Source organism: Streptomyces coeruleoprunus, from assembly GCF_039542925.1.
In the GTDB taxonomy this organism is placed as follows: Bacteria; Actinomycetota; Actinomycetes; order Streptomycetales; family Streptomycetaceae; genus Streptomyces; species Streptomyces coeruleoprunus.
Genome location: NZ_BAABIT010000001.1, coordinates 6,782,735 through 6,803,899, shown reverse-complemented (window position 1 = coordinate 6,803,899; position 21,165 = coordinate 6,782,735). Strand labels below are relative to the sequence as shown.

20 protein-coding genes are annotated in these 21,165 nt (G+C 74.1%); 3 read left to right on the top strand and 17 right to left on the bottom strand.

Features of this window, described 5'->3' with window-relative positions; all coding sequences use genetic code 11:
- Positions 1 to 52 precede the first annotated feature (52 nt).
- A complete protein-coding gene (locus ABEB09_RS30510) occupies positions 53 to 1,054 on the bottom strand; it encodes a GerMN domain-containing protein (protein ID WP_345693141.1) in 1,002 nt (333 codons plus the stop codon).
- A gap of 186 nt (positions 1,055 to 1,240) precedes the next feature.
- Between ABEB09_RS30510 and ABEB09_RS30505 the strand changes: the two genes are divergently transcribed.
- Both ABEB09_RS30505 and ABEB09_RS30500 read left to right on the top strand, forming a co-directional pair.
- A complete protein-coding gene (locus ABEB09_RS30505) occupies positions 1,241 to 2,020 on the top strand; it encodes a response regulator transcription factor (protein ID WP_345693140.1) in 780 nt (259 codons plus the stop codon).
- Positions 2,017 to 3,447 carry a sensor histidine kinase gene (locus ABEB09_RS30500; protein ID WP_345693139.1) on the top strand — a complete coding sequence of 477 codons (1,431 nt, stop codon included), beginning with the start codon at positions 2,017 to 2,019 and terminating at the stop codon, positions 3,445 to 3,447. The genes ABEB09_RS30505 and ABEB09_RS30500 overlap by 4 nt, the downstream gene beginning before the upstream one ends.
- On the opposite strand, the gene ABEB09_RS30495 is transcribed toward ABEB09_RS30500, so the two are convergent.
- Positions 3,410 to 3,940 carry an SgcJ/EcaC family oxidoreductase gene (locus tag ABEB09_RS30495; protein ID WP_345693138.1) on the bottom strand — a complete coding sequence of 177 codons (531 nt, stop codon included), beginning with the start codon at positions 3,938 to 3,940 and terminating at the stop codon, positions 3,410 to 3,412. The two genes, ABEB09_RS30500 and ABEB09_RS30495, sit on opposite strands and share 38 nt — an antisense overlap.
- 524 nt (positions 3,941 to 4,464) lie before the next feature.
- Here ABEB09_RS30495 and fusA point away from each other — a divergent pair.
- Entirely contained in the window at positions 4,465 to 6,540 is a 2,076-nt protein-coding gene (fusA, locus tag ABEB09_RS30490) for an elongation factor G (protein ID WP_345693137.1), read from the top strand.
- Between the two features lie 94 nt (positions 6,541 to 6,634).
- Here fusA and ABEB09_RS30485 read toward each other — a convergent pair whose 3' ends face one another.
- The 15 genes from ABEB09_RS30485 to ABEB09_RS30415 form a co-directional block, all read right to left on the bottom strand.
- Positions 6,635 to 6,871 carry a hypothetical protein gene (locus ABEB09_RS30485; protein WP_345693136.1) on the bottom strand — a complete coding sequence of 79 codons (237 nt, stop codon included), beginning with the start codon at positions 6,869 to 6,871 and terminating at the stop codon, positions 6,635 to 6,637.
- Positions 6,872 to 7,014: 143 nt separating this feature from the next.
- Positions 7,015 to 7,842 (bottom strand): alpha/beta fold hydrolase, encoded by an 828-nt coding sequence (locus ABEB09_RS30480; RefSeq protein ID WP_345693135.1) that lies wholly within the window; start codon positions 7,840 to 7,842, stop codon positions 7,015 to 7,017.
- An 8-nt stretch (positions 7,843 to 7,850) separates the two neighbouring features.
- A complete protein-coding gene (locus tag ABEB09_RS30475) occupies positions 7,851 to 8,045 on the bottom strand; it encodes a chaplin family protein (protein ID WP_345693134.1) in 195 nt (64 codons plus the stop codon).
- Between the two features lie 342 nt (positions 8,046 to 8,387).
- Positions 8,388 to 8,804, bottom strand: a complete 417-nt coding sequence (locus ABEB09_RS30470; RefSeq protein ID WP_345693133.1) for a DUF4259 domain-containing protein — start codon at positions 8,802 to 8,804, stop codon at positions 8,388 to 8,390.
- Positions 8,805 to 8,906: 102 nt separating this feature from the next.
- A complete protein-coding gene (locus ABEB09_RS30465) occupies positions 8,907 to 10,541 on the bottom strand; it encodes a glycoside hydrolase family 13 protein (protein ID WP_345693132.1) in 1,635 nt (544 codons plus the stop codon).
- Positions 10,532 to 11,254, bottom strand: a complete 723-nt coding sequence (locus ABEB09_RS30460; RefSeq protein ID WP_345693131.1) for an HAD family hydrolase — start codon at positions 11,252 to 11,254, stop codon at positions 10,532 to 10,534. Before ABEB09_RS30460 ends, ABEB09_RS30465 begins: the two co-directional genes overlap by 10 nt.
- Positions 11,251 to 11,787, bottom strand: a complete 537-nt coding sequence (locus tag ABEB09_RS30455; RefSeq protein ID WP_380841002.1) for a sugar O-acetyltransferase — start codon at positions 11,785 to 11,787, stop codon at positions 11,251 to 11,253. The genes ABEB09_RS30460 and ABEB09_RS30455 overlap by 4 nt, the downstream gene beginning before the upstream one ends.
- 125 nt (positions 11,788 to 11,912) lie before the next feature.
- Positions 11,913 to 12,791, bottom strand: a complete 879-nt coding sequence (locus tag ABEB09_RS30450) for an exonuclease/endonuclease/phosphatase family protein (RefSeq protein WP_345693129.1) — start codon at positions 12,789 to 12,791, stop codon at positions 11,913 to 11,915.
- Positions 12,788 to 13,783, bottom strand: a complete 996-nt coding sequence (locus ABEB09_RS30445; protein WP_345693128.1) for a methyltransferase — start codon at positions 13,781 to 13,783, stop codon at positions 12,788 to 12,790. Before ABEB09_RS30445 ends, ABEB09_RS30450 begins: the two co-directional genes overlap by 4 nt.
- Positions 13,780 to 15,108: an MFS transporter gene (locus ABEB09_RS30440; protein WP_345693127.1), complete on the bottom strand. Its 1,329-nt coding sequence runs from the start codon at positions 15,106 to 15,108 to the stop codon at positions 13,780 to 13,782. The genes ABEB09_RS30445 and ABEB09_RS30440 overlap by 4 nt, the downstream gene beginning before the upstream one ends.
- Before the next feature lie 20 nt (positions 15,109 to 15,128).
- The gene (locus ABEB09_RS30435) at positions 15,129 to 15,755 is read right to left on the bottom strand and encodes a DUF1349 domain-containing protein (protein ID WP_345693126.1); all 627 of its coding nucleotides are present in this window, start codon (positions 15,753 to 15,755) and stop codon (positions 15,129 to 15,131) included.
- A complete protein-coding gene (locus ABEB09_RS30430; RefSeq protein WP_345693125.1) occupies positions 15,752 to 16,624 on the bottom strand; it encodes an SDR family NAD(P)-dependent oxidoreductase in 873 nt (290 codons plus the stop codon). Before ABEB09_RS30430 ends, ABEB09_RS30435 begins: the two co-directional genes overlap by 4 nt.
- Positions 16,621 to 18,000, bottom strand: a complete 1,380-nt coding sequence (locus tag ABEB09_RS30425) for a glycosyltransferase (RefSeq protein ID WP_345693124.1) — start codon at positions 17,998 to 18,000, stop codon at positions 16,621 to 16,623. The genes ABEB09_RS30430 and ABEB09_RS30425 overlap by 4 nt, the downstream gene beginning before the upstream one ends.
- Positions 17,981 to 19,756, bottom strand: coding sequence for a 1-deoxy-D-xylulose-5-phosphate synthase N-terminal domain-containing protein (locus ABEB09_RS30420; RefSeq protein ID WP_345693123.1), 1,776 nt, complete (start codon positions 19,754 to 19,756; stop codon positions 17,981 to 17,983). Before ABEB09_RS30420 ends, ABEB09_RS30425 begins: the two co-directional genes overlap by 20 nt.
- Positions 19,753 to 21,069 (bottom strand): aminotransferase family protein, encoded by a 1,317-nt coding sequence (locus ABEB09_RS30415; RefSeq protein ID WP_345693122.1) that lies wholly within the window; start codon positions 21,067 to 21,069, stop codon positions 19,753 to 19,755. Before ABEB09_RS30415 ends, ABEB09_RS30420 begins: the two co-directional genes overlap by 4 nt.
- Positions 21,070 to 21,165: the final 96 nt, after the last annotated feature.

Sequence of the window (21,165 nt, the reverse complement as noted above, 5' to 3'; positions counted from 1 at the left end):
ATCGGCTGGTGTGCCGTTCATCCGTCGTCAAGTCCCTCCGCGGAGCGCGGTGTCAGCGGACCACGTTCACCGGGATGGTGTCGGAGACGACGGGGCGGCCGTCCTCCGGCGAGTCCCAGTACGCCGTCAGCACACCGGGGCCGGTGACGGTGGCCTTGTACGGGAACTTCACGTCGAAGGTGCCGCGCGTGCCGCTGCCCGAGGTGGCGGTGCCGTAGGGGTTGGCCGCCGTGCGGCCCGCGGCGTCGGTCACCTTGAGCCGGAACGTGGCCTCGAAGGTGTTCGCGCTGCCCCACACCCTCAGCGGGCTCCGGACGGTGTCGCCGATCATGGGCGATTCGACGAGGACGTCGGGCGTCAGGTCCTCGAAGTCCGCGCGGCCGACCGGCTTGTTGAGGGCGATGCCCTCGCCGCCGAAGGCCCGTACCGGCTTGCCGTCGAGGGCGAACTGCACCTTCTCGACGGTCGGGAAGCGGGTCGCCGTGAAGACGACCTGGGCGAGGCGGGCGCGCATCGACAGCGTTCCGCCGCCGTCGTCGTACCGCCCGGACAGGTCCACGGTCGCGACGCGGTCGCGGACGACGACGGAGTGCAACTTCGTGCCGGAGGGGATGGCGGTGGTGCGGCCGTGGCCGCGTTCGTAGGGGCTGGGTCCGGCCAGCAGGGCGCGCAGGGCACCGGCGGTGGTGGCCGGCGTGGTCACCGTGCGCGGGGCCGGGGACACCTGCTCGCCGTGCAGGAAGTAGACGGCGGCGCGGACCTGCTTCTGGCCGCTGCCCGGAGTCGTGGGCGGCGGGGGCGGCTTGGGCGCCGGGGTGGACGTGCGCGGGGGCGCGGTGGTGGGGGGTGGGGTGGCGCCCGTCCCGGGGGTGGTGGGGGTCCCGGTGGGCGAGGGTGTGGTGGGGCGCGGGGCGTCCGTGGGCGTCCCTTGCGCTCCGTTCCCGTTGCCGTTGCCGCACGCGGTGAGCGCGAGCGGAACGACCAGGACGGCGGCGAGCGCCGCCGGACGGAGCCGTCTGAATCGTACGGGTGTGGTGCGGGTGTCAGGGCCCATGGTCGCCTCCTCCGACCTCTACAGGAAACACCTTCCCCGGCATATGCAAAAGAGCTGGTCGGTACGGGAAAATACGTGCGGTGCGCACGGGCGCCGGCGGGTCGGGACGCGAGGCGGCAGGGTGCCGGGAGGCCGCCGTAATGGTTAATTTTCAACAATGCCGGGTGGATGGCTAGGGTTCCGTTCGTGCGTGTACTTCTGGTGGAAGACGACGAGCCCGTGGCCGAGTCGCTCCGGCGCGGGCTGCTGCGCTACGGCTTCGCGGTGCAGTGGGTGACGACGGGGCAGGCCGCACTGGCGGTGACCGACCCGTACGACCTGGTGCTGCTCGACCTCGGCCTGCCCGACACCGACGGCCTGGACGTGTGCCGGGCCCTGCGCGGGCGCGGCGAGGTGCCGATCATCGTGATCAGCGCCCGCAGCGACGAGACCGACCGGGTGGTGGGCCTGGAGATCGGCGCGGACGACTACGTCTCCAAGCCCTTCGGCGTACGGGAGGTCATCGCCCGGATCAGGGCGGTGATGCGCCGCGTACGGCCCCGGGAACAGACGGCCGGCAGCGGCCAGGACGGGCCGGACCGGTACGGGCGGCGGCTGACCGTCGACCGCAGGGCGGCCCGGGTCCGGCTCGACGGGACGGAGGTGGCGCTCACGCCCAAGGAGTACGACCTGCTCGCGTTCCTCACCGAGGAGCCGGGCGCGCTGATGTCCCGTGAGCAGATCATGGAGGCCGTCTGGGACGCCAACTGGTTCGGACCGACCAAGACCCTGGACGTGCACGTGGGCGCGCTGCGGCGCAAGCTCGCCGGAGCCATCACGATCGAGGCGGTGCGCGGGGTCGGGTTCCGCCTGAACGTGACGGAGGACGGCGGGGACGCGGGACCGGGTGACCTGGGCAGCGGCGGTGGCGACGCTCCGGGCGCCGCGGCTGCCCGCGGCCCCTCCGGGAGCCGGACGTCCGTATGATCCGTCAGCTCATCGTCAGCTACGTGCTGCTCGTCGCCGTGGCCGTGGCCGCGTTCACCGTCCCGGTGGCGTTCACGCTCACCGACCAGCTGCGGGGCGACACGCAGGAGTCGGTGCGCCGCGAGGCCCGCACGATGGCCCTGCTGCTCGCGGACGGCGACACCGCCTCGCGCCAGGCGATGGTCCGGATGGCCCGGGCGTACGAGAAGGAGGTGCCCGGCACCGTCCAGGCGGTCACCGCGGGCGGTGGCGCCGTGCCCGGACTGCCCCTGCCCCCGCGGCGGGGCCGGTCGTACGACGCCGGCGTGATCCGGGCCCTGGAGAAGGGCGAGCCCACGATCGACTGGGGCTCGGACTTCGTGTGGGGCGAGCATCTGGTGGTCACCGTCCCGGCGCGGTCGCAGACGGCACCCCGCGAGGTCGTCGGAGCGGTCCGGATCAGCTACTCCACGGCGGGCCTCACCAACCGCCTGTGGACCATCTGGGGCTTCCGGGCGATCCTCGCGGTCGCCGTCCTCGGGGTGGCCGCCGGGCTCGGCGCGCTGGTCGCGCGGCGGCTGACGCGGCCGCTGCGGCAGCTGAACGACATGGCGAGCCGCTTCAGCGACGGCGACCTCACCGCCCGCTCCCCCGTCACCGGGCCGTCCGAGACGCAGACCCTGGCGCGCACCCTCAACCAGGGCGCCGAACGGCTCGACACCCTGGTCGCCGCGCAGCGGATCTTCGTCGCGGACGCCTCGCACCAGCTGCGCACCCCGCTCACGGCGCTGCGTCTGTCCCTGGACAACATCGCGGACGGCGTCGACGACGAGTTCGTCCGCGAGGACGTGGAACAGGCCACCGCCGAGGTCGTACGGATGAGCCGGCTGGTCAACGGGCTGCTGGTGCTGGCCCGTGCCGAGGCGAAGGTGTCGGCGGCCGAGCCGCTGACGCTGCGCGACATCGTCGACGAGCGCCTGGGGGTGTGGCGGCCGGCCGCCGACGAGCGGGGGGTGCGGATCGCCCTGCGGGCGGACGCCGACTCCCGCGTACGGGTGCTGAGCAGTCCCGGGCACCTGGACCAGGTGCTGGACAACGTGCTGTCCAACGCGCTGGAGGTCTCGCCCGACGGCGGGACGATCACGGTGGGCGTGGAGAGCCGTCCGGACGAGGTGGTGCTGGAGGTACGGGACGAGGGGCCGGGGATGTCCCCCGCCGAGCAGTCCCGCGCCTTCGACCGGTTCTGGCGCGGTCAGGGGCTGACCGGCCGTTCGGGTTCGGGGCTCGGACTGGCCGTCGTCAAGCAGTTGGTGACCGACGACGGCGGCAGCGTGACGCTGCGGGACGCCCCGGGCGGCGGCCTGAGCGTACGGATCGCCCTGCGTACGGCGGCCGCCGCGGGCCCGCGGCTCAGCCCTCGGCAGGCAGCACCGAGGAGTGGTGGTTGACGATCAGCCAGGTACCGCCGCGCTTCTCGTACTCGTAGGTGTAGCGGGCGTCGATGGCCTTCTTGGCGCCCGTGGCCGGGTCGGTGACGTGGAAGCGGTACAGCCCGGCGTCGATCGCGGAGTTGCTGTCGAGGACCGTGATGACGCTGCGGACCTTCTCGCCGACCGGCTTCTTCTGGAGGAAGTGCTCGAAGTAGTCCACGATCTCGCCGTGGTTCGTACGGATCTTCGGCGAGGCCGTGGGGAGGAGCACCGCGTCGGGGGCGTAGCGGGCCGCGACGGTCTCCGGGTCGCCGGTCCGCAGGGCCGCGTTCCACGCGTCGAAGAGGCCGGCGATCTCCTTCGGGGTGGGCTTGGCGGCGGCCGCCGGGGGGCGGCGCTCGGCCGTCTTGTGCTCCGGCGACGCGATGCCGACGCCGGCGGTGACGGTGCCGGCGGCGACGAGGGCGACGGAGGTGGCGATCACGGCACGCAGGCGTATCTGACGCTTCATCAAAGTCCCTTTCTCGTGGGGTACGTGCCCCTTGCGGTGGGCACGTCCCCAGCCTTGCGCCGCGCCGTCAAGGGCCCGTACAGCGCTGGTCCAGCGCACGGGAAGGGCTCGTACAAAGCCGTCCGGGAAAAAGACGATGCCGCGGCGACCGCGGGCTGCCTACACTCGCCGTGCGCGCGCCGCCACGAGAACGCGGCGCGTTCCGACCAGTGACAAGTGAGGGGGCCCGACCGTGCGATACCGCACCGCTGTCGCCGTTCCCCGGTCACGGTTCGACGTGATCCTGGTGTCTTCGTAGGCCCGGTGCCGGCTGCGCGGCCGGCCCCGGATGTCCGGGACGAGCACCCCGTTCCCCCGCATGGGCACACCCCTGCGCCGCGAGCGCGGAGAGCGCCGTCAGCACCGTGAGCCCCGTCAGCCCCGTCAGCGCCAAGTGGCGTGTGGCGTGTGGCGCCGCGGGCGTGTGCCGTTCGCCCGGAAATCGCGCTGCCCTTTTCTCACTCTTCGACGAAAGGCCCTGGGCCGTGCGTACGAACCCGCACCACCGTTCCGTCGATCCGCTGACCGCCGTACGGAATCTCGGCATCCTCGCCCATGTGGACGCCGGCAAGACCACCGTGACGGAGCGGATCCTGTATCTCACCGGCGCGACCCACAAGCGGGGCGAGGTGCACGACGGGACGACCGTCACCGACTTCGACCCGCAGGAACGCGACCGTGGCATCACCATCTTCGCCGCGGCGGTCAGCTGCGTCTGGGACGGTCACCGGATCAACCTCATCGACACGCCCGGCCACGTCGACTTCTCCGACGAGGTGGCGCGCTCGCTGCGCGTACTCGACGGCGCCGTCGCGGTGTTCGACGCCGTCGCGGGCGTCGAACCGCAGAGCGAGGCGGTGTGGCGGCAGGCCGACCACCACGGGGTGCCGCGCATCGCGTTCGTCAACAAGCTGGACCGGGCGGGCGCGGACCTCGACGCGGCCGTCGCGTCGATCCGGGAACGGCTGCACACCGTCCCGCTGGTGGTCCAGATGCCCATCGGACGCGAGGACGGGTTCACCGGTGTGGTGGATCTGCTGCGCATGCGGGCGCTGGTGTGGGCGGACCGCCGCGACTCGTTCGAGGAGGGGCCAGTACCGGAGGCGCTGCGCGAGGAGGCGGGGCGTCGCCGCAGGCTGCTGGAGGAGGCGGTGGCGGAGCTGCACCCCGCCGCGCTGGAGGAGTTCTGCGCGGAGTCGTCGGTGTCGGCCGGGACGCTCGCGGCGGCGCTGCGCGAGCTGACGCTCGGCGGTGAAGGCGTGGTCGTGCTGTGCGGCTCGGCGTACCGCAACCGCGGGATCGAGCCGCTGCTGGAGGCCGTCACGGCGTACCTGCCGTCGCCGCTGGACGTGCCGGCGGTGCGCGGGACGCTGGGCGACACGGTGCAGGAGCGGGCCGCCGATCCGGCGGCGCCGTTCGCCGCGCTGGTCTTCAAGGTGAACGCGACGGCCACGGGCCGGCTGACGTGTCTGCGGGTGTACTCGGGAACGCTGCTGAAGGGGGACGCCGTGCTGGACATGGGCGTGGGGCGTACGGAGCGGGTCGGCCGGATCCTGCGCGTGCAGGCCGACCGGCACGCGGAGACGGACCGGGCGGTCGCCGGGGACATCGTCGCCGTGGTCGGGCTGAAGTCGGCGCGCGCCGGCACCACGCTGTGCGCGCCCGCCGCGCCGCTGGTGCTGGAGCCGCCGAGCGCCGCGGAACCGGTGGTTTCGGTGGCGGTCGAGGCCCGCAGGAGCCTGGACACGGACCGGCTGGCGGGCGCGCTGGCGCGGCTCGTGGAGGAGGATCCGTCGCTGGTGGTCAGGACCGACGCCGAGACCGGCCAGACGGTCCTGTCGGGTCTTGGCGAGCTGCACCTGGAGGTGGCGGTGGAGAAGATCCGCCGCGGCCACGGGCTGGAGGTCGCCGTGGGCCGGCCCCAGGTGGCGTACCGCGAGACGGTCGCCCGCGGGGTGTCCGGGCTGGTGTACCGGCACGTCAAACAGGACGGCGGGGCGGGGCAGTTCGCCCATGTGGTCCTGGACGTCGAACCGCTGGAGGTGGCGCCGGGCTCGGCCGGGGAGTTCGTGTTCCGGTCGGCCGTCGTCGGTGGCCGCGTGCCGCAGGAGTTCGTCCGCGCGGTGGAGGCGGGCTGCCGGGACGCCCTGGCGGAGGGTCCGCTGGGCGGCCATCCGGTGACGGGGCTGCGGGTCACGCTCACCGACGGGGCGACCCACTCCAGGGACTCGTCGGAGCCGGCCTTCCGCACGGCGGGCCGGCTCGGCCTGCGGGAAGCCCTGCGAGCCGGTGCCATGGCCCTCCTGGAGCCCGTGGCCGAGGTCACGGCGACGGTGCCCGACGAGGCCGTGGGCGGTGTGCTCGGTGACCTGGCCGCACGGCGCGGCCGCGTCTCCGGCTCGACGGCGAGGACCGGTACGACGGTGATCACCGCGACGGTCCCGCTGGCCGAGCTGTTCGGCTACGCGACCCGCCTGCGCAGCCGCACCCAGGGCCGGGGCACCTTCACCAGCCGCCCGGCCGGGTACGCCCCGGCGCCGGCGGTCCCGGCGCTCCGGTGACCACGCGCCGAGGGCCCCGCTCGCTCCCCTGCGGGGGCGGGCAGGGCCCTTGGGCGCCTGGCGTGGTCCGCCCCGGGGCAGACCACGCGGGGAGTCACGCGCCGCGCAGGAAGCCGTCCCCGTGTGCGCTGATGTGGGCTTCCAGGGCGTCGAGTGCCTGCCTTGTGGCATCCTCCGAGCCCGAGCCGCGCCGTTCGGCGTAGTACGCCGCGCCGAGCCGCTTCAGGAGCTCGTTCCCGGCGCGCTGCTGCTGAACCTCGTCCACTTTCTCCCTTCCCTGCGCGAGAGCGGCCTGCGCCTGCTCCTTCGCCCTGTCGAGGAATCCGGCCACGTCAACCTCCAAGGTCTCGTTTCGCGGATCCTTACCGCGGCCCCGGCCCATTGATGCGGGCGCGGCGCGCCTTCGCGGCCGCTCCCGGCCGAACGGAGCCACACGATCGCGTGCGGCACGAGCCCGCGGGGCCCCGGAGGCCGCTATGCCGTCGCCCGGTCGGCGTGGTCGAGGAAGGCGGTCACGCGTTCCGCGTACTGCTCCGGGTGCGTGACGTGCGGGATGTGTCCGGCGCCCTGGAAGACGTGGGTGCGGGCCCCGGGCAGCGCCTCGGCGAGCCGGTCGACGATCACGCCGAACCAGGGCGGGCTCTCCGTGCCGCGCGTGAGCAGCGCGGGGCCGGTGTAGCCGCCCAGCCGGGCGAGGTCGAGCGAGGCCCAGTGGGGGTCGGCCTGCTCGTCGGAGAACGTGGCGGCGTTCCTGAGGAAGGTGTCGCGCAGCCGCTGCGGCAGCTGCTCCCACGCCCCCGGCCCGAAGGCGACCTCCTCCACGAACCGGCGGGCCCCGGCCTCGGTCTCCCCCGCCTGGAGCAGCGCCAGGACGGCGTCGATCCGCTCGGCCGTGGCCGCCATCCGCTCCCGCAGTTCGGGAATGTCGCCCACGACGTCGAGCAGCGGCGCCTCGTGGGCGACGAGCCCCCGGACCAGCTCGGGCCGCCGGGCGGCGAGCCCGAGGACGATCGAGGCGCCGTAGGAGTTGCCCGCGACGTACGCCGGGGCGAACCCCAGCGTCTCCATCAGTGCTGCCAGGTCCTCCTCGTCCTCGTACAGCGACCCCTGCCCCTCCGGCCGGTCACTGTCGCTGTGGCCCCGGCGGTCGTAGGTGAGCACCCGGTGGCCCAGCGCGAGCGCGTGAACCACCCCGTCCCAGTTGTGGTGATCCCCCCAGGAACCGTGGACGAGGACGACCGGGTCCCCGTCCCCGCCGGCCTCGTACCACAGGCCTACGCCGTTGACCTCGATCTTCGCCATGACGAGGCCTATGACTTCTCGCCGTTGGAGCACTCGTTGCCCTCGGCGTCGTTGCCCCACCCGATGACGGTGACGCTGTTGCCGCAGATGTTGATACCGTCCCCGCTGGTGACGCCGGCCGCGGCTCCGGTGGCGGCCGCCGGTCCGAGGAGCAGCACTCCGCAGCCGAGGACGCCCAGAAGGGCTCGTACGAGGCGACTCATGCCGATCCCACCTTCCCTTGCCGGATGCACCCTGTCCGATATGCCCGGAGGGCCCACTCCCAGACAACGCCTTGCTTTCCCCCGTACGCAACCCCGCGGGGGATCACCAGAACCACCCGGCACGGTCGTTGGCCGACCAAGGACGCTCAGCGCGTGGGTCCGGCGACCAAGCCGTCGCGGAACTCCTGGAAGGCGTGCCGGCCGGTTGGCCCCCGCGGGGCGACCAGGCCTCCTTCGGAGCAGTCCAGTACGTTGCAGCCCAGGGCGGCGGCGAGGTGGAAGACGGGGGTGGAGAACGTCCCAGCTCATGTGGGCCTTCCTGGGGTGGGTCGCGGGTTCCGCTCAGGGCGACTGGTCTCCGAGCGGACGGGCAAGGGTGTCGCGGAGCTGGTGGATCGTCGCCTCCCAGGGGCCGCCGTCCGAGTCGGCCCAGAGTTCGGGCAGTTCGGACGGCTCGGTGAGGACGCGGTCGAGGGCCCGGGCGGCGAGAGGGCGCAGGGCGGTGAGGTCGGGCAGGGGCTCGTGGGGGCCGTAGTGGGGATCGGCGGGTTCGCCGCCGGGGCATTGCGCGGCGACCAGCGCGGCCGCGGCGACCGCCTCTTCGGCCACGTCCGCGTCGAGGTACCCCTTGGTGTCGCTCGCACGGCTGAGCGCGTCGCGGACGATGCCCTCGCGCGCGTCCGCCGGTGCCTCGTCGAGGGTGTCGCCGAAGTCGGCCGCGCTGTCGTTGTCGAAGGGGCCGACATCCCAGGTGCCCATGTGTGTCTCCCGCTGGTGGTGGTGTATTTGGGCATCGTGGCAGGCCCCGCTGACAGCGGGCGCGTTCCCTCTCCGCGAGGGGGTGCGGTGGCGGCCGCGGGGTCATCGTTCCGCGGGCCGCAGCCACGCCGCCGTGTCCGGAGGGAGGTGGTCTTCCGGTGTGGGGCCGCTGGTCAGGAGGAGGGTGTGGGACGGGGGCAGGGGGATCGGGTCGGGGGTGAGGTTCACGAGGCACCGCAGGGCGGGGCCGCGGCGGAAGGACAGGATGCCGTCCGGGGACGGGAGCCATTCCAGGGCCGGTTCCGGCCGTGTCGCGCGGCGCAGGCGGAGGGCCTCGCGGTACAGGGTGAGCATCGAGTCCGGGTCCCCGTCCTGCGCCTCCACGGTGAAGGGAGCCCAGGTCGTCGGCTGCGGCAGCCACGGCGCCGAGTCGTCCGGGCCGAAGCCGTAGGGCGGGGCCGTACCGGACCACGGGAGCGGTACGCGGCAGCCGTCGCGGCCCGGGTCGTTGCCGCCCGAGCGGACGTGCATCGGGTCGCGCAGCATGTCGCGGGGCAGGTCCTCCACCTCAGGGAGGCCCAACTCCTCGCCCTGGTAGAGGTAGACGGAACCGGGCAGCGCGAGGGTGAGCAGGCAGGCCGCGCGGGCGCGGCGGGTGCCGAGCTCCGGGTCGGAGGGCACGCCGTGGGTCTTGGCCGCGAAGTCGAAGGACGTGTCCGCGCGGCCGTAGCGGGTGACGGTGCGGGTCACGTCGTGGTTGGACAGCACCCATGTCGGGGGCGCGCCGACCGCGGCGTGGCTCTCCAGGGTCGTGTCAATGCAGGCGCGCAGCCGCGTCGCGTCCCAGGGGCTCTGGAGGAAGTCGAAGTTGAAGGCCGTGTGCAGTTCGTCCGGTCGCAGGTAGCGGGCCAGCCGGCTCGGGTCGGGCAGCCACATCTCGCCGACCAGGAGGCGCCCGCCGGGATACGAGTCGGCCGTGCGGCGCCACGAGCGGTAGACGGTGTGCAGGTCGTCCCGGTCGGCGTACGGGTGGGGGCCCTCTGCCGATGCGAGGTCGGGCAGGTCCGCGTCCTTGGTGAGGAGGGTCGCCGAGTCGACCCGTATGCCGGCGACGCCCCGGTCGAACCAGAAGCGCAGGACGTCCTCGTGCTCGGCCCGTACGCGCGGGTCCGCCCAGTTGAGGTCCGGCTGCTCGGGTGCGAAGAGGTGCAGGTACCACTCGCCGGGCGTGCCGTCGGGTTCGACGACGCGGGTCCAGGCGGGCCCGCCGAACTCGGAGGGCCAGTCGTTCGGCGGCAGGTCGCCGCCCCGTCCGCGCCCGGGGCGGAAGTGGAACAGGGCGCGTTCGGGGCTGCCGGGCGGCGCCGCGAGGGCCGCGCGGAACCACGGGTGGGCTTCCGAGACGTGGTTGGGCACGATGTCCAGGACGGTGCGCAGCCCGCGCCGCAGGGCCTGCCGGATCAGCTCCTCGGCCTCGGCCAGGGTGCCGAACAGCGGGTCGACGTCCCGGTAGTCGGCCACGTCGTACCCGCCGTCTGCCATGGGCGAGGGGTACCAGGGGGTGATCCACAGCGCGTCGACGCCGAGGGACACCAGGTGGTCGAGGCGGCGCCGTATCCCGGCGAGGTCGCCCGTGCCGTCGCCGTCGCCGTCGGCGAAGCTGCGCGGATAGATCTGGTAGATCACGGCGTCGCGCCACCACTCGGGCCCGCCGCCGGGCGGTTCGGTCACGTCCATGCCGTCCGCGTCCTCCCCTCCAGCGCGGCCAGGTCCACGGTGCGCAGGTCCCGCACCACCAGGTGGGCGGCCCCGTGGTCGAGGTCCCGGGTCAGGGCCGTGGGCACCGCGACGACGGTCAGCCCGGCCGACCTGGCGGCCGCGATCCCGGTCAGCGAGTCCTCCACCGCCACGCACCGGGCAGGGGCGGCGCCGAGCGCGGCCGCCGCCCTCAGGTAGGCGTCCGGCGCGGGCTTGCGGCGTTCCACGTCGTCACCCGTGATCACGGCGTCGAAGTGGTGGTCGAGGGCGAAGTGCCGCAGCCAGCGGCGCACCCACCGGCGCTCGGACGAGGAGGCCACGGCCAGCCGCAGGCCCGCTTCGCGGGACCGCTCCAGCACTTCCGGTACGCCCGGAAGGAGCCGGATGTGAGCCGGTGTCATGAAGACGTTCCACAGCTCCGCCAGCCGGCTTCGCAGCCGCTCGTCGGAGGCCGCCGCGCCCGCCCGGCGCAGCAGCGCGAACAGCCGGGGGTAGCCCTCGGGGCGGCCGCACACCTCGCGCGCCCAGACGTCCCGCGGCAGCCGGGCGCCGTACTCCGCGAAGAGGGCGGTGCAGGCGAGGAAGTCGGGCTGCACGGAGTCCATCAGCGTGCCGTCGAGGTCGAACACCACGGCCTCGTGGGCACGGCGGGCGGCGCGCGCGCCACCGGGCCGCCGTACGGGCGCGGTCACGCCAGCTCCCGTACGACGCGCGCCGGGTTGCCCGCGGCGAGCACCCCGGAGGGCAGGGACTTGGTGACGACGCTGCCGGCGCCGACGACCGTGTCGGCGCCGATCGACACGCCCGGAAGGACGGTCACGCCGCCGCCCAGCCACACGCGGTCGCCGAGCGTGATGGGCTTGGCGCTCTCCCACAGGGCGCGCCGCAGCTGGGGGTCGTAGGGGTGGTTGGCGGTGAAGAGCTGGCAGCGGGGGCCGAGGAAGACGTCCTCGCCGAGGACGATGGGGGCGCAGTCGAGCAGCATCACATCGAAATTGATCTTGGTTCCGGCGCCGAGTTCGATGAAGAACCCGAACTCGCAGAGGAAGCGCGGCATCACCCAGCCGCCGGGCTCCACCCGGGCGAGCAGTTCGCCGAGAATCACCTCGCGGGCCTTGAAGTCGCCGAGCGCGGTGCTGTTGAACTTGTCGAGCAGCTCCATGCAGCGCACGCGGTGGGGGCGCAGTGCGGGGTCGGTCGCGGAGTACAGCTCGCCGCTGCCCAGCCGCTTCTTGATGGCGTCGAGCCCGTTGGGGCCGGTCTCGGCGTACGGGCCGGTCTCGGCGGCGGTGGCCGCCGGTCCGGCGGCGTGGTTCGGTCGCACGGCGGGTGTTCTGCCTTTCTGGGTCGTCACCGGCGGCGGAGCCGGATCGTGACGGGACGGTGGTCGGAGGCGGCGGGCCGCTCGCCGTGCGGCTCCGGCCAGGGTTCCAGGGACCGGTACGCGACCAGGTCACCGGCGAGGGACGGGGAGACCAGGAGCAGGTCGATACGGCGTTCCGCCTCGGCGGGCGGCAGCCGCCCGAACGTCGGTGAGCGGTCGCCGAGATGGGCGCCGGCGTCCACGAGCAGCGGGTCCTCGGGGTCGCCGAGCAGCCGCCGCAGCGGTGCGCGGTCGGCGCGCTCGGCGTCGGCGTGCAGGTGGTCGTCCCTGCGGTGGCGCGGTACGCGGCTCCAGTCGGGCTCGGGGTCGCCGGGCGGCACGCAGTTGGCGTCCATGCCCATCACCAGCGGCGGCAGGGCCGGGTCCGCGTGGCGGCGCAGGTGGTCGGACTCGATCCGCCGGCCGGCCGGGCTGAACGGGTCGAGGTGCGCGACCAGGAAGCGCAGCGGTGTGGTCCAGCCGGGCAGGCGCAGCGTCACGAGGCCGTGTCCGTGCCAGTGGGCCAGTTCGTGCGGCAGCCGCTCGGCGTCCACGCGCCGGATGTCGCGCTGCCAAAACACGGCGAGGTGGCAGCCGGTCTTCGCGGTGAACAGCTCGCCGTCCATGCCGAATCCGGCCTTGGCGTCCTCGAAGAGGGCCCCGTCGTCCAGGTGCCAGCCCCAGCCCTCGGTGGTCATCAGGACGCGGGGCCGGTGGGCGGCGACCAGCTCGCACTGGGCCCGCCACCGGTCGTCGCTGCCGCCCAGCCGCTCGATCCCCGCCTCGTAGAGGTTCCAGAACATCACCAGGTCGGTCCCGGCGGACTCGCCGTCCGGGGTGCGGGGCGTCACGTGGGCGGTGTTCACTTGATGCCGACCACCATCGACTCGGGTCCGTCCAGGTGCTCGACGTACGTCTCGCGGAACCCGGTGCGGCGCATCCACTCCCGGCACTGGGCGCCGGTGTAGTCGAAGCCGCCGGGCACCTCGGCGTGCATGATCAGGCTGAGGATCAGTCCGACGGCGTTGCTGCGGCGCTCGTCGTCGATGAGCGTCTCGTACACGAGGACGGCCCCACCGGGCGGCAGTGCGGCGTACGCCTTCTCCAGCAGGCGCAGTTTCTCCTCCTCGCCCCAGTTGTGCAGGACGTGGCCCAGCACGATGACATCGCCCCAGGGCAGCGGGTCGCGGAAGAAGTCGCCCGGCCAGAACTCGACGCGGTCGGCGACGCCCAGGCGTCCCACGTACTCCTCGAACCCGGCCCTCGCGGGCGGCAGGTCGAAGCCCACGGCGGTCAGGTGCGGGTGCCTGCGCAGCAGCCAGCCGGGCAGCGCGCCCTCGGCGCAGCCGACGTCGACGAGCGTGCGGTAGCGGTCCCAGGGGAAGCGTTCTGCGATGGCCCGGGCGGACCCGATGCTCAGGGCGGTCATGTCCCGCTGGAAGGCGCGTACGGAGTCCTCCGTCGCGTACGTGCCGGAGTAGAAGTCCCGTCCGTCGCGCGCGGCCCGGGCCGCCTCGCCGGTGCGCAGGACGGTGACGAGGTCGTCGGCGAGGCCGGCGCACTGGGTGAGGAAGCTGTCGCCGAGGTAGGTGGCGGGCTTGTTCGCGTCCAGGTACTCGTGCGCCTCGGGTGTGTTGGCGTAGACGTCGCCGGTGCGCTCCAGCAGGCCGAGGGCGACGAGTGCGTCGAGGAAGTCGGTGGCGGGGCGTTCGTGCAGGCCGGTGCGGGCGCGGAGGTCCGCGGCGGGCAGCGGCTCCTTGGCGAGTTCGGTGAACACGCCGAGTTCGACGGCGCTCAGCATGGTCTTGGTCTTCCAGTGTGCCCACATCAGGTCCGTGACGGGCTGTGGCGAGATCATGCGGAAGGCTCCTTCTCGTCGGAGGCGCGGAGGGGGCGGGCCGGAGTCGGGTCGGCGCCCGGTGGACGGGCGGTCGGGGGGTGGGCCGCGGCGAGGGCGGTCGGCAGGTGGGCGGTCGGGGGGTGGGCCGGGGGGAGGGCGTGCTGCGACGTGGGGCGCGCCGCCCGTACGGCGGTGAGCAGGGCGGCCCCGGCGACGAGCGTCAGCGCGGCGAGGGCCAGCGGGACGGAGGCGGGTGCGGCCGGGTCGGTGACGTGGCCGAGGAGGAAGGGCAGGGCTGCGCTGCCGGCCAGGTTGGCGGTGAGCAGCACGCCACTGACCCGGCGCGGGCCGGGCAGGACGGTGACCGTCCAGGCCAGCAGGGTGGGGAACGCCCCGGCCAGGCAGATCCCGGCCAGCCCGTACGCCGCCGGGGCGAGCCCCGGGTCGGTGGCTGCGGTCAGGGCGCCCGCGCCCGCCAGCAGCGACCCCAGCACGAGCAGCGGGTGCGGGACGCGCCGGGCGGCGAGCGGGAGCAGCAGCCGGCCCACCGTGAGGCCGGCCCAGAACAGGGCGCTGAGCCGGGCGGCGTCCTGCGGCGTGTGCCCGGTGGCGGCCAGGTGCGTGGCCTCCAGCGCGCCGATGCCCGCCTCGACCCCCGCGTAGAGCAGCGCGACGGCGGCGCACGCCACCAGGGCGGCGGACGGCGGCCGGCCGGCCCGCACGGGACGACGGGGTCCGGGTCCCGTCGGTGAGCCGTCGGCGGCGCTCCGGAACGGCACGCAGCAGAGCGTCAACGCGGCGACCGCCCACAGCAGTTCCCGTACGGCTCCCCACTCGCCGACCAGCAGGGGCCCGGTCGTCGCGCCGGCGCCGAACGCGGCGTGCAGCCAGTTCAGCAGCCGCACGCCGCGGGCCCCGCCCGGCCGGCCGAACGCCGTGTTGGCGTACAGGACGAGGCCGCCGAAGCCCAGCCCGGTGAGGAGCGCGCAGCCGGTGAGCGCCCACCACGCGGGCGCCACCGCCATCCCGGCGCACCCGGCCGCGAAGGCGGCGAGCAGCCAGGAGACCACCGACCGGCCGGGCAGCCGCCGCTCCAGCGGCCCGGAGCCCAGGAGCGCGAGCAGCGCCCCGAGGTTGTAGGCCACCACGACCTCCGTACCGGCGGCGTCCCCGGTGCCGTACGCGGAGCGCAGCACGGGCAGCGCGGCGCCCAGGGCGGCGGTGACCGCGCCGAGCAGCACGGAGAGCACCAGCCCGGCCACGACGGTGGCCGGGGCCGGGCCGGCGGTCCCGGCCCCAGCGGCGGACGGCTCCACCGACGGGCCGTGCACCGGATCGTTCACCGGCCCGCTCACCCACCCGCTCACCGCCGGTCGGCCAACGCCACAGCGGCGTACCGCGGCGCCGTGAAGGAGGCCGTGCAGGCGTCGGAGAACGGGGCCTGCGCGAACAGTCCGAGCCGTACGTCCGGCGCGTCGGTGCCCAGGAACGTCCGGACGAAGCGCCAGTCCCCGGCCGGGTCCTCGCGGAAGAGGACGGCGTGCCGCCGCCCCTCGCGGGTGACGAGGAGCTCCGCCCGGGGCCCGGCCAGCGCGGGGCCCGTCGCCTCGTCGGACTCGGGCCGGGAGACGACGGTGACGATCGCCCAGCCGCCGGCCCGGGTGCGCTCCACGCAGACCTTGAACCAGCCGTCCGCCCCGTGCATCGCGATGCCGCCGGCGTCGCCGAAGGCGTGTCCGTCGACGCCGACGTGGACCCTGACCGTGTGGTCGCCGCGGACCGTACGGCCCAGGAGGGGAACGCCGTTCGCCTCGTAGGAGCCCGGCATGGTGAACAGGTCGGCGCCACGATGTGCGCGGACGGTCAGCTCGCCCGCGTCCCGTACGGGGGTGCTGCCGGGGCCGGCGAAGGTCCAGCCGGCGTCGTCGAAGCCGATCGGGTGCCCGTCGGGGACCGCGGTGGTGCGGGGGGTGGGGGCCGTGGACGTCACGGTGCCGTCATCCCGCCGTCGACGCTGATCGCCTGGCCGGTGACGCGGGGTGCGGAGGCGAGGTAGACGACGAGGCCCGCGATGTCGTCGGGGGTCTGGAACTCCCGCTGCGGGATCATCGACCGCATGCGTTCCCAGCACTCGTCCTCGGACTCGCCGGGGCGGACGAACTCGGACAGCAGGTAGCGCCACATGTTGGAGCGGACGATGCCGGGGCAGACGGCGTTGACGCGGATGTTCTCCTTCGCCACCTCCTGCGCGAGGGCCGCGGTGAAGCCGACGACGCCGAACTTCGCCGCGCAGTAGTGGGCGACCTTGGCGAAGCCGGAACGCCCGGACACGGACGAGAAGTTGATGATGGACCCGCCTCCCGAGGCGCGCAGCAGCGGCAGGGCCGCGCGCGAGGAGAGGAACACGCCGTCGAGGTTGCCGGACACGACGTGCCGGAACTCGGTCAGCTCCATGTGTTCCACGGGGCTCACATGGGTCACGCCGAAGGCGTTGACGACCGTGTCGAGTCGGCCGGGCCCGTCGGCGATGCCCGCGTACAGGCGGCGGACGGCGTCCTCGTCGGTGGCGTCGGCCTCGGCCGCCGTCACGGACAGGCCCTTGTCGCGGAGCCGGGCGGCGAGGTCGCACGCCTCGGCGTAGCCGGTGACGGCGGTGGAGCGGTAGTGGTTGTAGGTGGAGGGCAGCCGGTCGGTGTCGGCGACGATGACGTGGGCGCCGCGGTGGGCGAAGCCCTCCACGACGGCGGCGCCGATGCCGCGGCCGCCGCCGATGACGAGCGCCACCTGGCCGGTGAAGGGCCCGTCGTGGCCGGTCGGCCCGCCCATGTCGTCGTGGTGGCGCGGCTGTTGCGTGGTCATGGGGTGTCTCCCGTCGGGGTGCCCGGCCGGGCGGGCGCGAGGGTGTAGGTCAGCGGGGGCAGGACCAGGGCGTCCAGCAGCCTGGGGAAGGCCCGGTAGTCGGCGAGGTTGCGGTCCGGTGCGGCGACGATGCGGCGCAGGGCCGGGTCGTCGCGGCCGGTGCGCGCGGCCAGTGCGTCGAGCGCCGCGGTCACGGCGCCGTCGCGGCGTTCGAAGAAGGCGCGGAACAGGCCGGTGGCCCGCTCCACCGCTTCGTGCGGGTCGGCTCCGGTGCGGGGCGTGACCCGGACCGCCGCGGGGAGCGTGCGGTCGTACGCGGTCTCGACCGGGGTCGGTGAGCCGGCGAGCGCCTCGAGGAACGCCTCGTCCGTGTAGGGGGCTTCGGACCGGAGGGAGGCCGGTGCGAAGTCGCGGGTGAGCAGCTTGTCGACGAGGACGTCCTCGTCGACCCGGCCCAGGGGGCCGATGCGGCCCATGGTGAAGGTGCCGTTCACGTCGAGGGCGGTGGGCACCAGGTTCCGGGCGGGCAGCAGCTCGACGGCGGGGCCGACGTCGGCGGCCAGCACGGGGACGCCGTGGGCCAGGGCCTCCAGGACCACCCGGCCGAGGGTCTCCCGCGCGGCGGTGCTGGGGAAGAGCAGGACGTCGATCGCGTCGAAGAACTCCGCGAGGCGCCGCTGGGGCCAGATGCCCTCGACGCGGACGGCGTCGGCCGCTGCCGTTCCCGCCTCCTCGCGCAGCGCGGCGTGGACGGCGTCCGCCTCCCAGCGGGGGTCGTTCGGCTTGCCGGCGCACAGCAGACTGACGCCGCCGGTCGCCCGGTGGCAGCGGGCGAAGACCGACAGGACCTGGTCGAAGTTCTTGGCCAGGGACAGCGCGCCGAGGTAGCCGATGCGCAGCGGCCGGCCGGCGGGCGGTACGGGGCGGGGCGGCCTGCGGGGCAGGCGGTCCAGCATGGGGTAGGCGACGGCCGAGCCGGCCTCGGTGACGGAGGAGGCGAAGTTCCGCAGGAACAGCCGGCGTGTGTACTCGGTGGGGAAGAGCACCAGGTCGCCGGGGCGCACGAGCGGCGCGCACAGTTCCTCCTGGGCCCAGTAGCCCGACCAGAGGGCGGTGTGGACCTCGCGCACGATCCTAAAGTCGCCGCCGTGCCGCTCGCGCCAGTGGTGGTAGAGGAAGGCGTACGGGCCGGAGCCCGCGTACACCACGTCTCCCCCGTCCGCCGCGGCGACGCAGTCCGGGCCGGTGGTCAGGTCGTGGAGGGCGACGGAGCCGCGGCGGGTCAGCAGCTCCGCCATTTCCCGGTGCATCAGGATCGCGCCGTCGACGATGCCGTCGGTGTCCGGTGCGCGGTAGTCATGCGTGTGCAGGCGCACGCCCGGCCTCCCGGCTCTCCAGCAGCCCTGACAGGCGCTCCCGCAGCATGGCCGTGCTCATCCCGTGCAGCGGCAGCTGCCTGGGGTGCACGAGGTTGGCGATGTCGCGGCGCACGCCGTGGACCTCGACCGGCAGCAGGTACTCGGAGCGGAGCCGTTCGCCGAACCCGCCGCGGGCGCCGTTGTACTCGACGCTCAGGACGCGCCGGCAGCGCGACAGCACGTCGAGGACGGCCGGGTCCAGTTCGGGGGCGAGCGCCGCGCAGTGCAGGTGGGGGACGCCGAGTTCCCGGTTGGCCTCGGCGACGAGCACGCTCGCGTAGCCGAAGGTCACCACGGCCGCGTCCGGTGCGTCGCCGGCCGGCGGGGTGAGCCACACGCCCCCGTCGAGGTCCGCCGAGCAGTCGGCGGCGGGCGGGTCGAACTTGGCGTCGACCATGCTGACGACGTGGGTCGTGGCCGGGTGCCGGGAGAGCCGGTCCAGGCAGGCGGCGAACTCGGCCTCGGTGACCGGCTCGTAGACGCGGGTGTGGAGCAGCAGGCCGAGCAGGTTGGTGGCGTTGTGGGCGCCGCCCCACGCTCCCCAGCTGCGGCCGGCGAGGACGAGGAGGTTGCGTACGCCGGTGGTCGCCTCGGTCAGCATGCTCAGCGAGTCCATGTAGTACATGGCGTCGGTCGCGACCACCTTGAGGGTGTCCTCGGGCAGCGACAGCGTCATGCCGACGGTCAGTGTCTCGGCGAGGCCGGTGTTGGTGTACGGGACGTGGCCGCGCAGCCCGAAGCGGGCGGCCATGTCGGCGGTGAACACGGTCATGTCGCGGCCGGTGCGTTCCCGGTGGGCGGCGAGCATCCGTCCGGCGGTCGACGCGAACGACACCCTGGCCGGGGTGGCTGCCGGGGTTCCGGCCGGTTTGAAGCTGTGGTCGCCCTTGCGGGTCCTGCACACCAGCACGGCGGGTCCCGGCATGGCGAGCAGCGCCCCGAGGGCGGCCTCGACGGCCCACTCGTCGCGGCCGTCGACCTCCACGAGCCGGCCGAGGTAGGCCGCCAGGTAACCGGTGTTGACGGGCTTGGGCAGGGGCTCGATGCCCTTGGCGTTGGCGTCGACGACCAGGACGAGGTTGGTCAGGCCCATGTCGTGGGCGAACCGCAGCGCCTCGAAGGCGACGCCCTCGTGCAGCTCGCCGTCCCCGGCGAGGCACACCACCTTGCGGTCCTCGCCCCGGCGGGTGAGCTCCCAGGCGAGGCTGACGGCCTGGGCCACGCCGACGCCGAGGCTGTAGCGCATGGTGTTGCGGAAGCCGAGGTCGCGGTGGACGACCCCGGTGAGGCCGCCCTGGTGCAGGGTGGTGAGCGGGGTGAACGGCAGGGTGCCGCGGACGTAGTGCTCGGCGTAGAAGGCCGGGGCGATGTGGCCGCGGCCGACGACCAGTTCGGCGGGGCGGCCGCGGCCGTCGTCCTCGACGAGGCCGAGCGCGAAGCAGGCCCGTACGAGCGGCAGGGAAGACAGGTTGCTCTGGTGGTTGCCGGAGCCGGCGATCTCGTGCATGCGGAGCAGGACGTCGGCGCTGTCCGTGTACAGCCGCTCCGGGACCTGGGCCGCGAGTTTGCGCAGGCCGTCGAGGAGGGTGCCGCCGCCGTGGTCGCCGTTCTCCAGCTCCCGCAGTTCGCGGTGGACGACGGCGCGTTCGTCGGGGGTCAGCCGGGGCAGCGCCTCGCGCGCCGGTCCGGCGAAGCGGTCGAGCGGTTCGTTCACCGGCCGGCCCCGCAGACCTCGTCCAGGGCCTCGCCGAGGACCCGGACGATCTCGTCGGCCTCGGCGGTCGTCGTGACGAACGCGGGCGCGAGGACCACCCAGTCGTCCTGGCCGCGGATGATCAGGCCGCGCCGCAGACAGGCCGAGGCGACCCGTTCCCCGATGCGCTCGTCGCCGCCGGCCAGCTTCACGCCGTACAGCAGGCCGACGGCGCGCAGCGTGCCGCGTTCGCCGACGACGTCGCGGAGGCGGGGCTCGGTGTACGCGGACAGCTCGCGGATCCGGTCGGGGTAGCCGCCCTCGCGGAACAGGGTGACGGCGGCGAGGCCGGCGGCGGAGGCGAGCGGGTTGGCGGCGTACGTGTGGGAGGGCGCGAAGGACACCGGCCCGCCCGCGTCGCCGAGGACGGCGGCGATGTGCTCGGCCATCAGCACGGCGGCCAGTGGTGCGTAGCCGCCGGAGATGCCCTTGCCGACGCAGAGGATGTCGGGGGTGACGCCGAAGGTCTGGGCGGCGAACGGCTGCCCGGTGCGGCCGAAGCCGGTGACGATCTCGTCGAAGACGAGCAGCACGCCGTGGCGGTCGCACACCTCGCGGACCCGGGTGAGGTAGTCGGCGGACGGGATGGCCATGCCGCGCAGGTGGATGACGGGTTCCATGACGAGGGCCGCGACCGAGTCGGGTCCCTCCGCCTCGATGGTCCGCTCGATCATGGCGGCGGCGAGGGCGCCGGACTCCTCCTTCGGCACGTCCCAGAAGGCCTCCAGGCAGTCCGGCGGCCAGACGTGGACGATGCCGGGCAGGCCGGGGCCGAACCGGGTGACGTCGGGGCGTCCGGTGAGCGAGAGGGAGCCGAAGGTGGCGCCGTGGTAGCCGTGGTAGTAGCTGAGGACCTTCACCTTGCCGGGGTTGCCGTGGGAGCGGTGGTAGAGCCGGGCGAGGCGGACAGCGGCCTCGACGCTCTCGGAGCCGCCGTTGACGAGTTTGGCCGCCGTGATCCCGGGCGGCGCGAGGTCGACGAGGGCCCGGGCCAGCTCCAGGGCGGACCGGTTGGTGCCGTGCAGCGGGGGGTTGAACGGGAGGGTGCGCAGCTGGTCGGTGACGGCCCGGACGATGGGTTCGCAGTCGTATCCGAAGCAGGTGACGAAGACGCCGGACAGGGCGTCGAGGTAGCTGCGGCCGGCCGCGTCGGACAGGCGGACGCCCTTGCCGGACTCGAAGAGGAGGGACTCGTCGGAGTGCGGCACCTCGAAGCAGAAGGCGGAGAGGTCGGCCGGCCAGGACGAGAGCGGCGCCTGTGGGGTGGTGGTCATGAACAGCTCCTGTCTGTGGGTGGGTCGGAGGAAGGCGGAAAGGGGCATGGGGCGGTGGCGCGTGCGGGCATGACCGGTCGGCGGGTGGGGGGGCCG

Bases quoted from the DNA above. Each gene is read 5' to 3' on its own strand.
- ABEB09_RS30475 (WP_345693134.1), bottom strand. From the start codon at position 8,045: ATGAGTCGCCTCGTACGAGCCCTTCTGGGCGTCCTCGGCTGCGGAGTG.
- ABEB09_RS30465 (WP_345693132.1), bottom strand. From the start codon at position 10,541: ATGGACGTGACCGAACCGCCCGGCGGCGGGCCCGAGTGGTGGCGCGAC.
- ABEB09_RS30415 (WP_345693122.1), bottom strand. From the start codon at position 21,069: ATGACCACCACCCCACAGGCGCCGCTCTCGTCCTGGCCGGCCGACCTC.
- ABEB09_RS30500 (WP_345693139.1), top strand. From the start codon at position 2,017: ATGATCCGTCAGCTCATCGTCAGCTACGTGCTGCTCGTCGCCGTGGCC.
- ABEB09_RS30445 (WP_345693128.1), bottom strand. From the start codon at position 13,783: ATGATCTCGCCACAGCCCGTCACGGACCTGATGTGGGCACACTGGAAG.
- ABEB09_RS30430 (WP_345693125.1), bottom strand. From the start codon at position 16,624: ATGACCACGCAACAGCCGCGCCACCACGACGACATGGGCGGGCCGACC.
- ABEB09_RS30510 (WP_345693141.1), bottom strand. From the start codon at position 1,054: ATGGGCCCTGACACCCGCACCACACCCGTACGATTCAGACGGCTCCGT.
- ABEB09_RS30480 (WP_345693135.1), bottom strand. From the start codon at position 7,842: ATGGCGAAGATCGAGGTCAACGGCGTAGGCCTGTGGTACGAGGCCGGC.
- ABEB09_RS30470 (WP_345693133.1), bottom strand. From the start codon at position 8,804: ATGGGCACCTGGGATGTCGGCCCCTTCGACAACGACAGCGCGGCCGAC.
- ABEB09_RS30495 (WP_345693138.1), bottom strand. From the start codon at position 3,940: ATGAAGCGTCAGATACGCCTGCGTGCCGTGATCGCCACCTCCGTCGCC.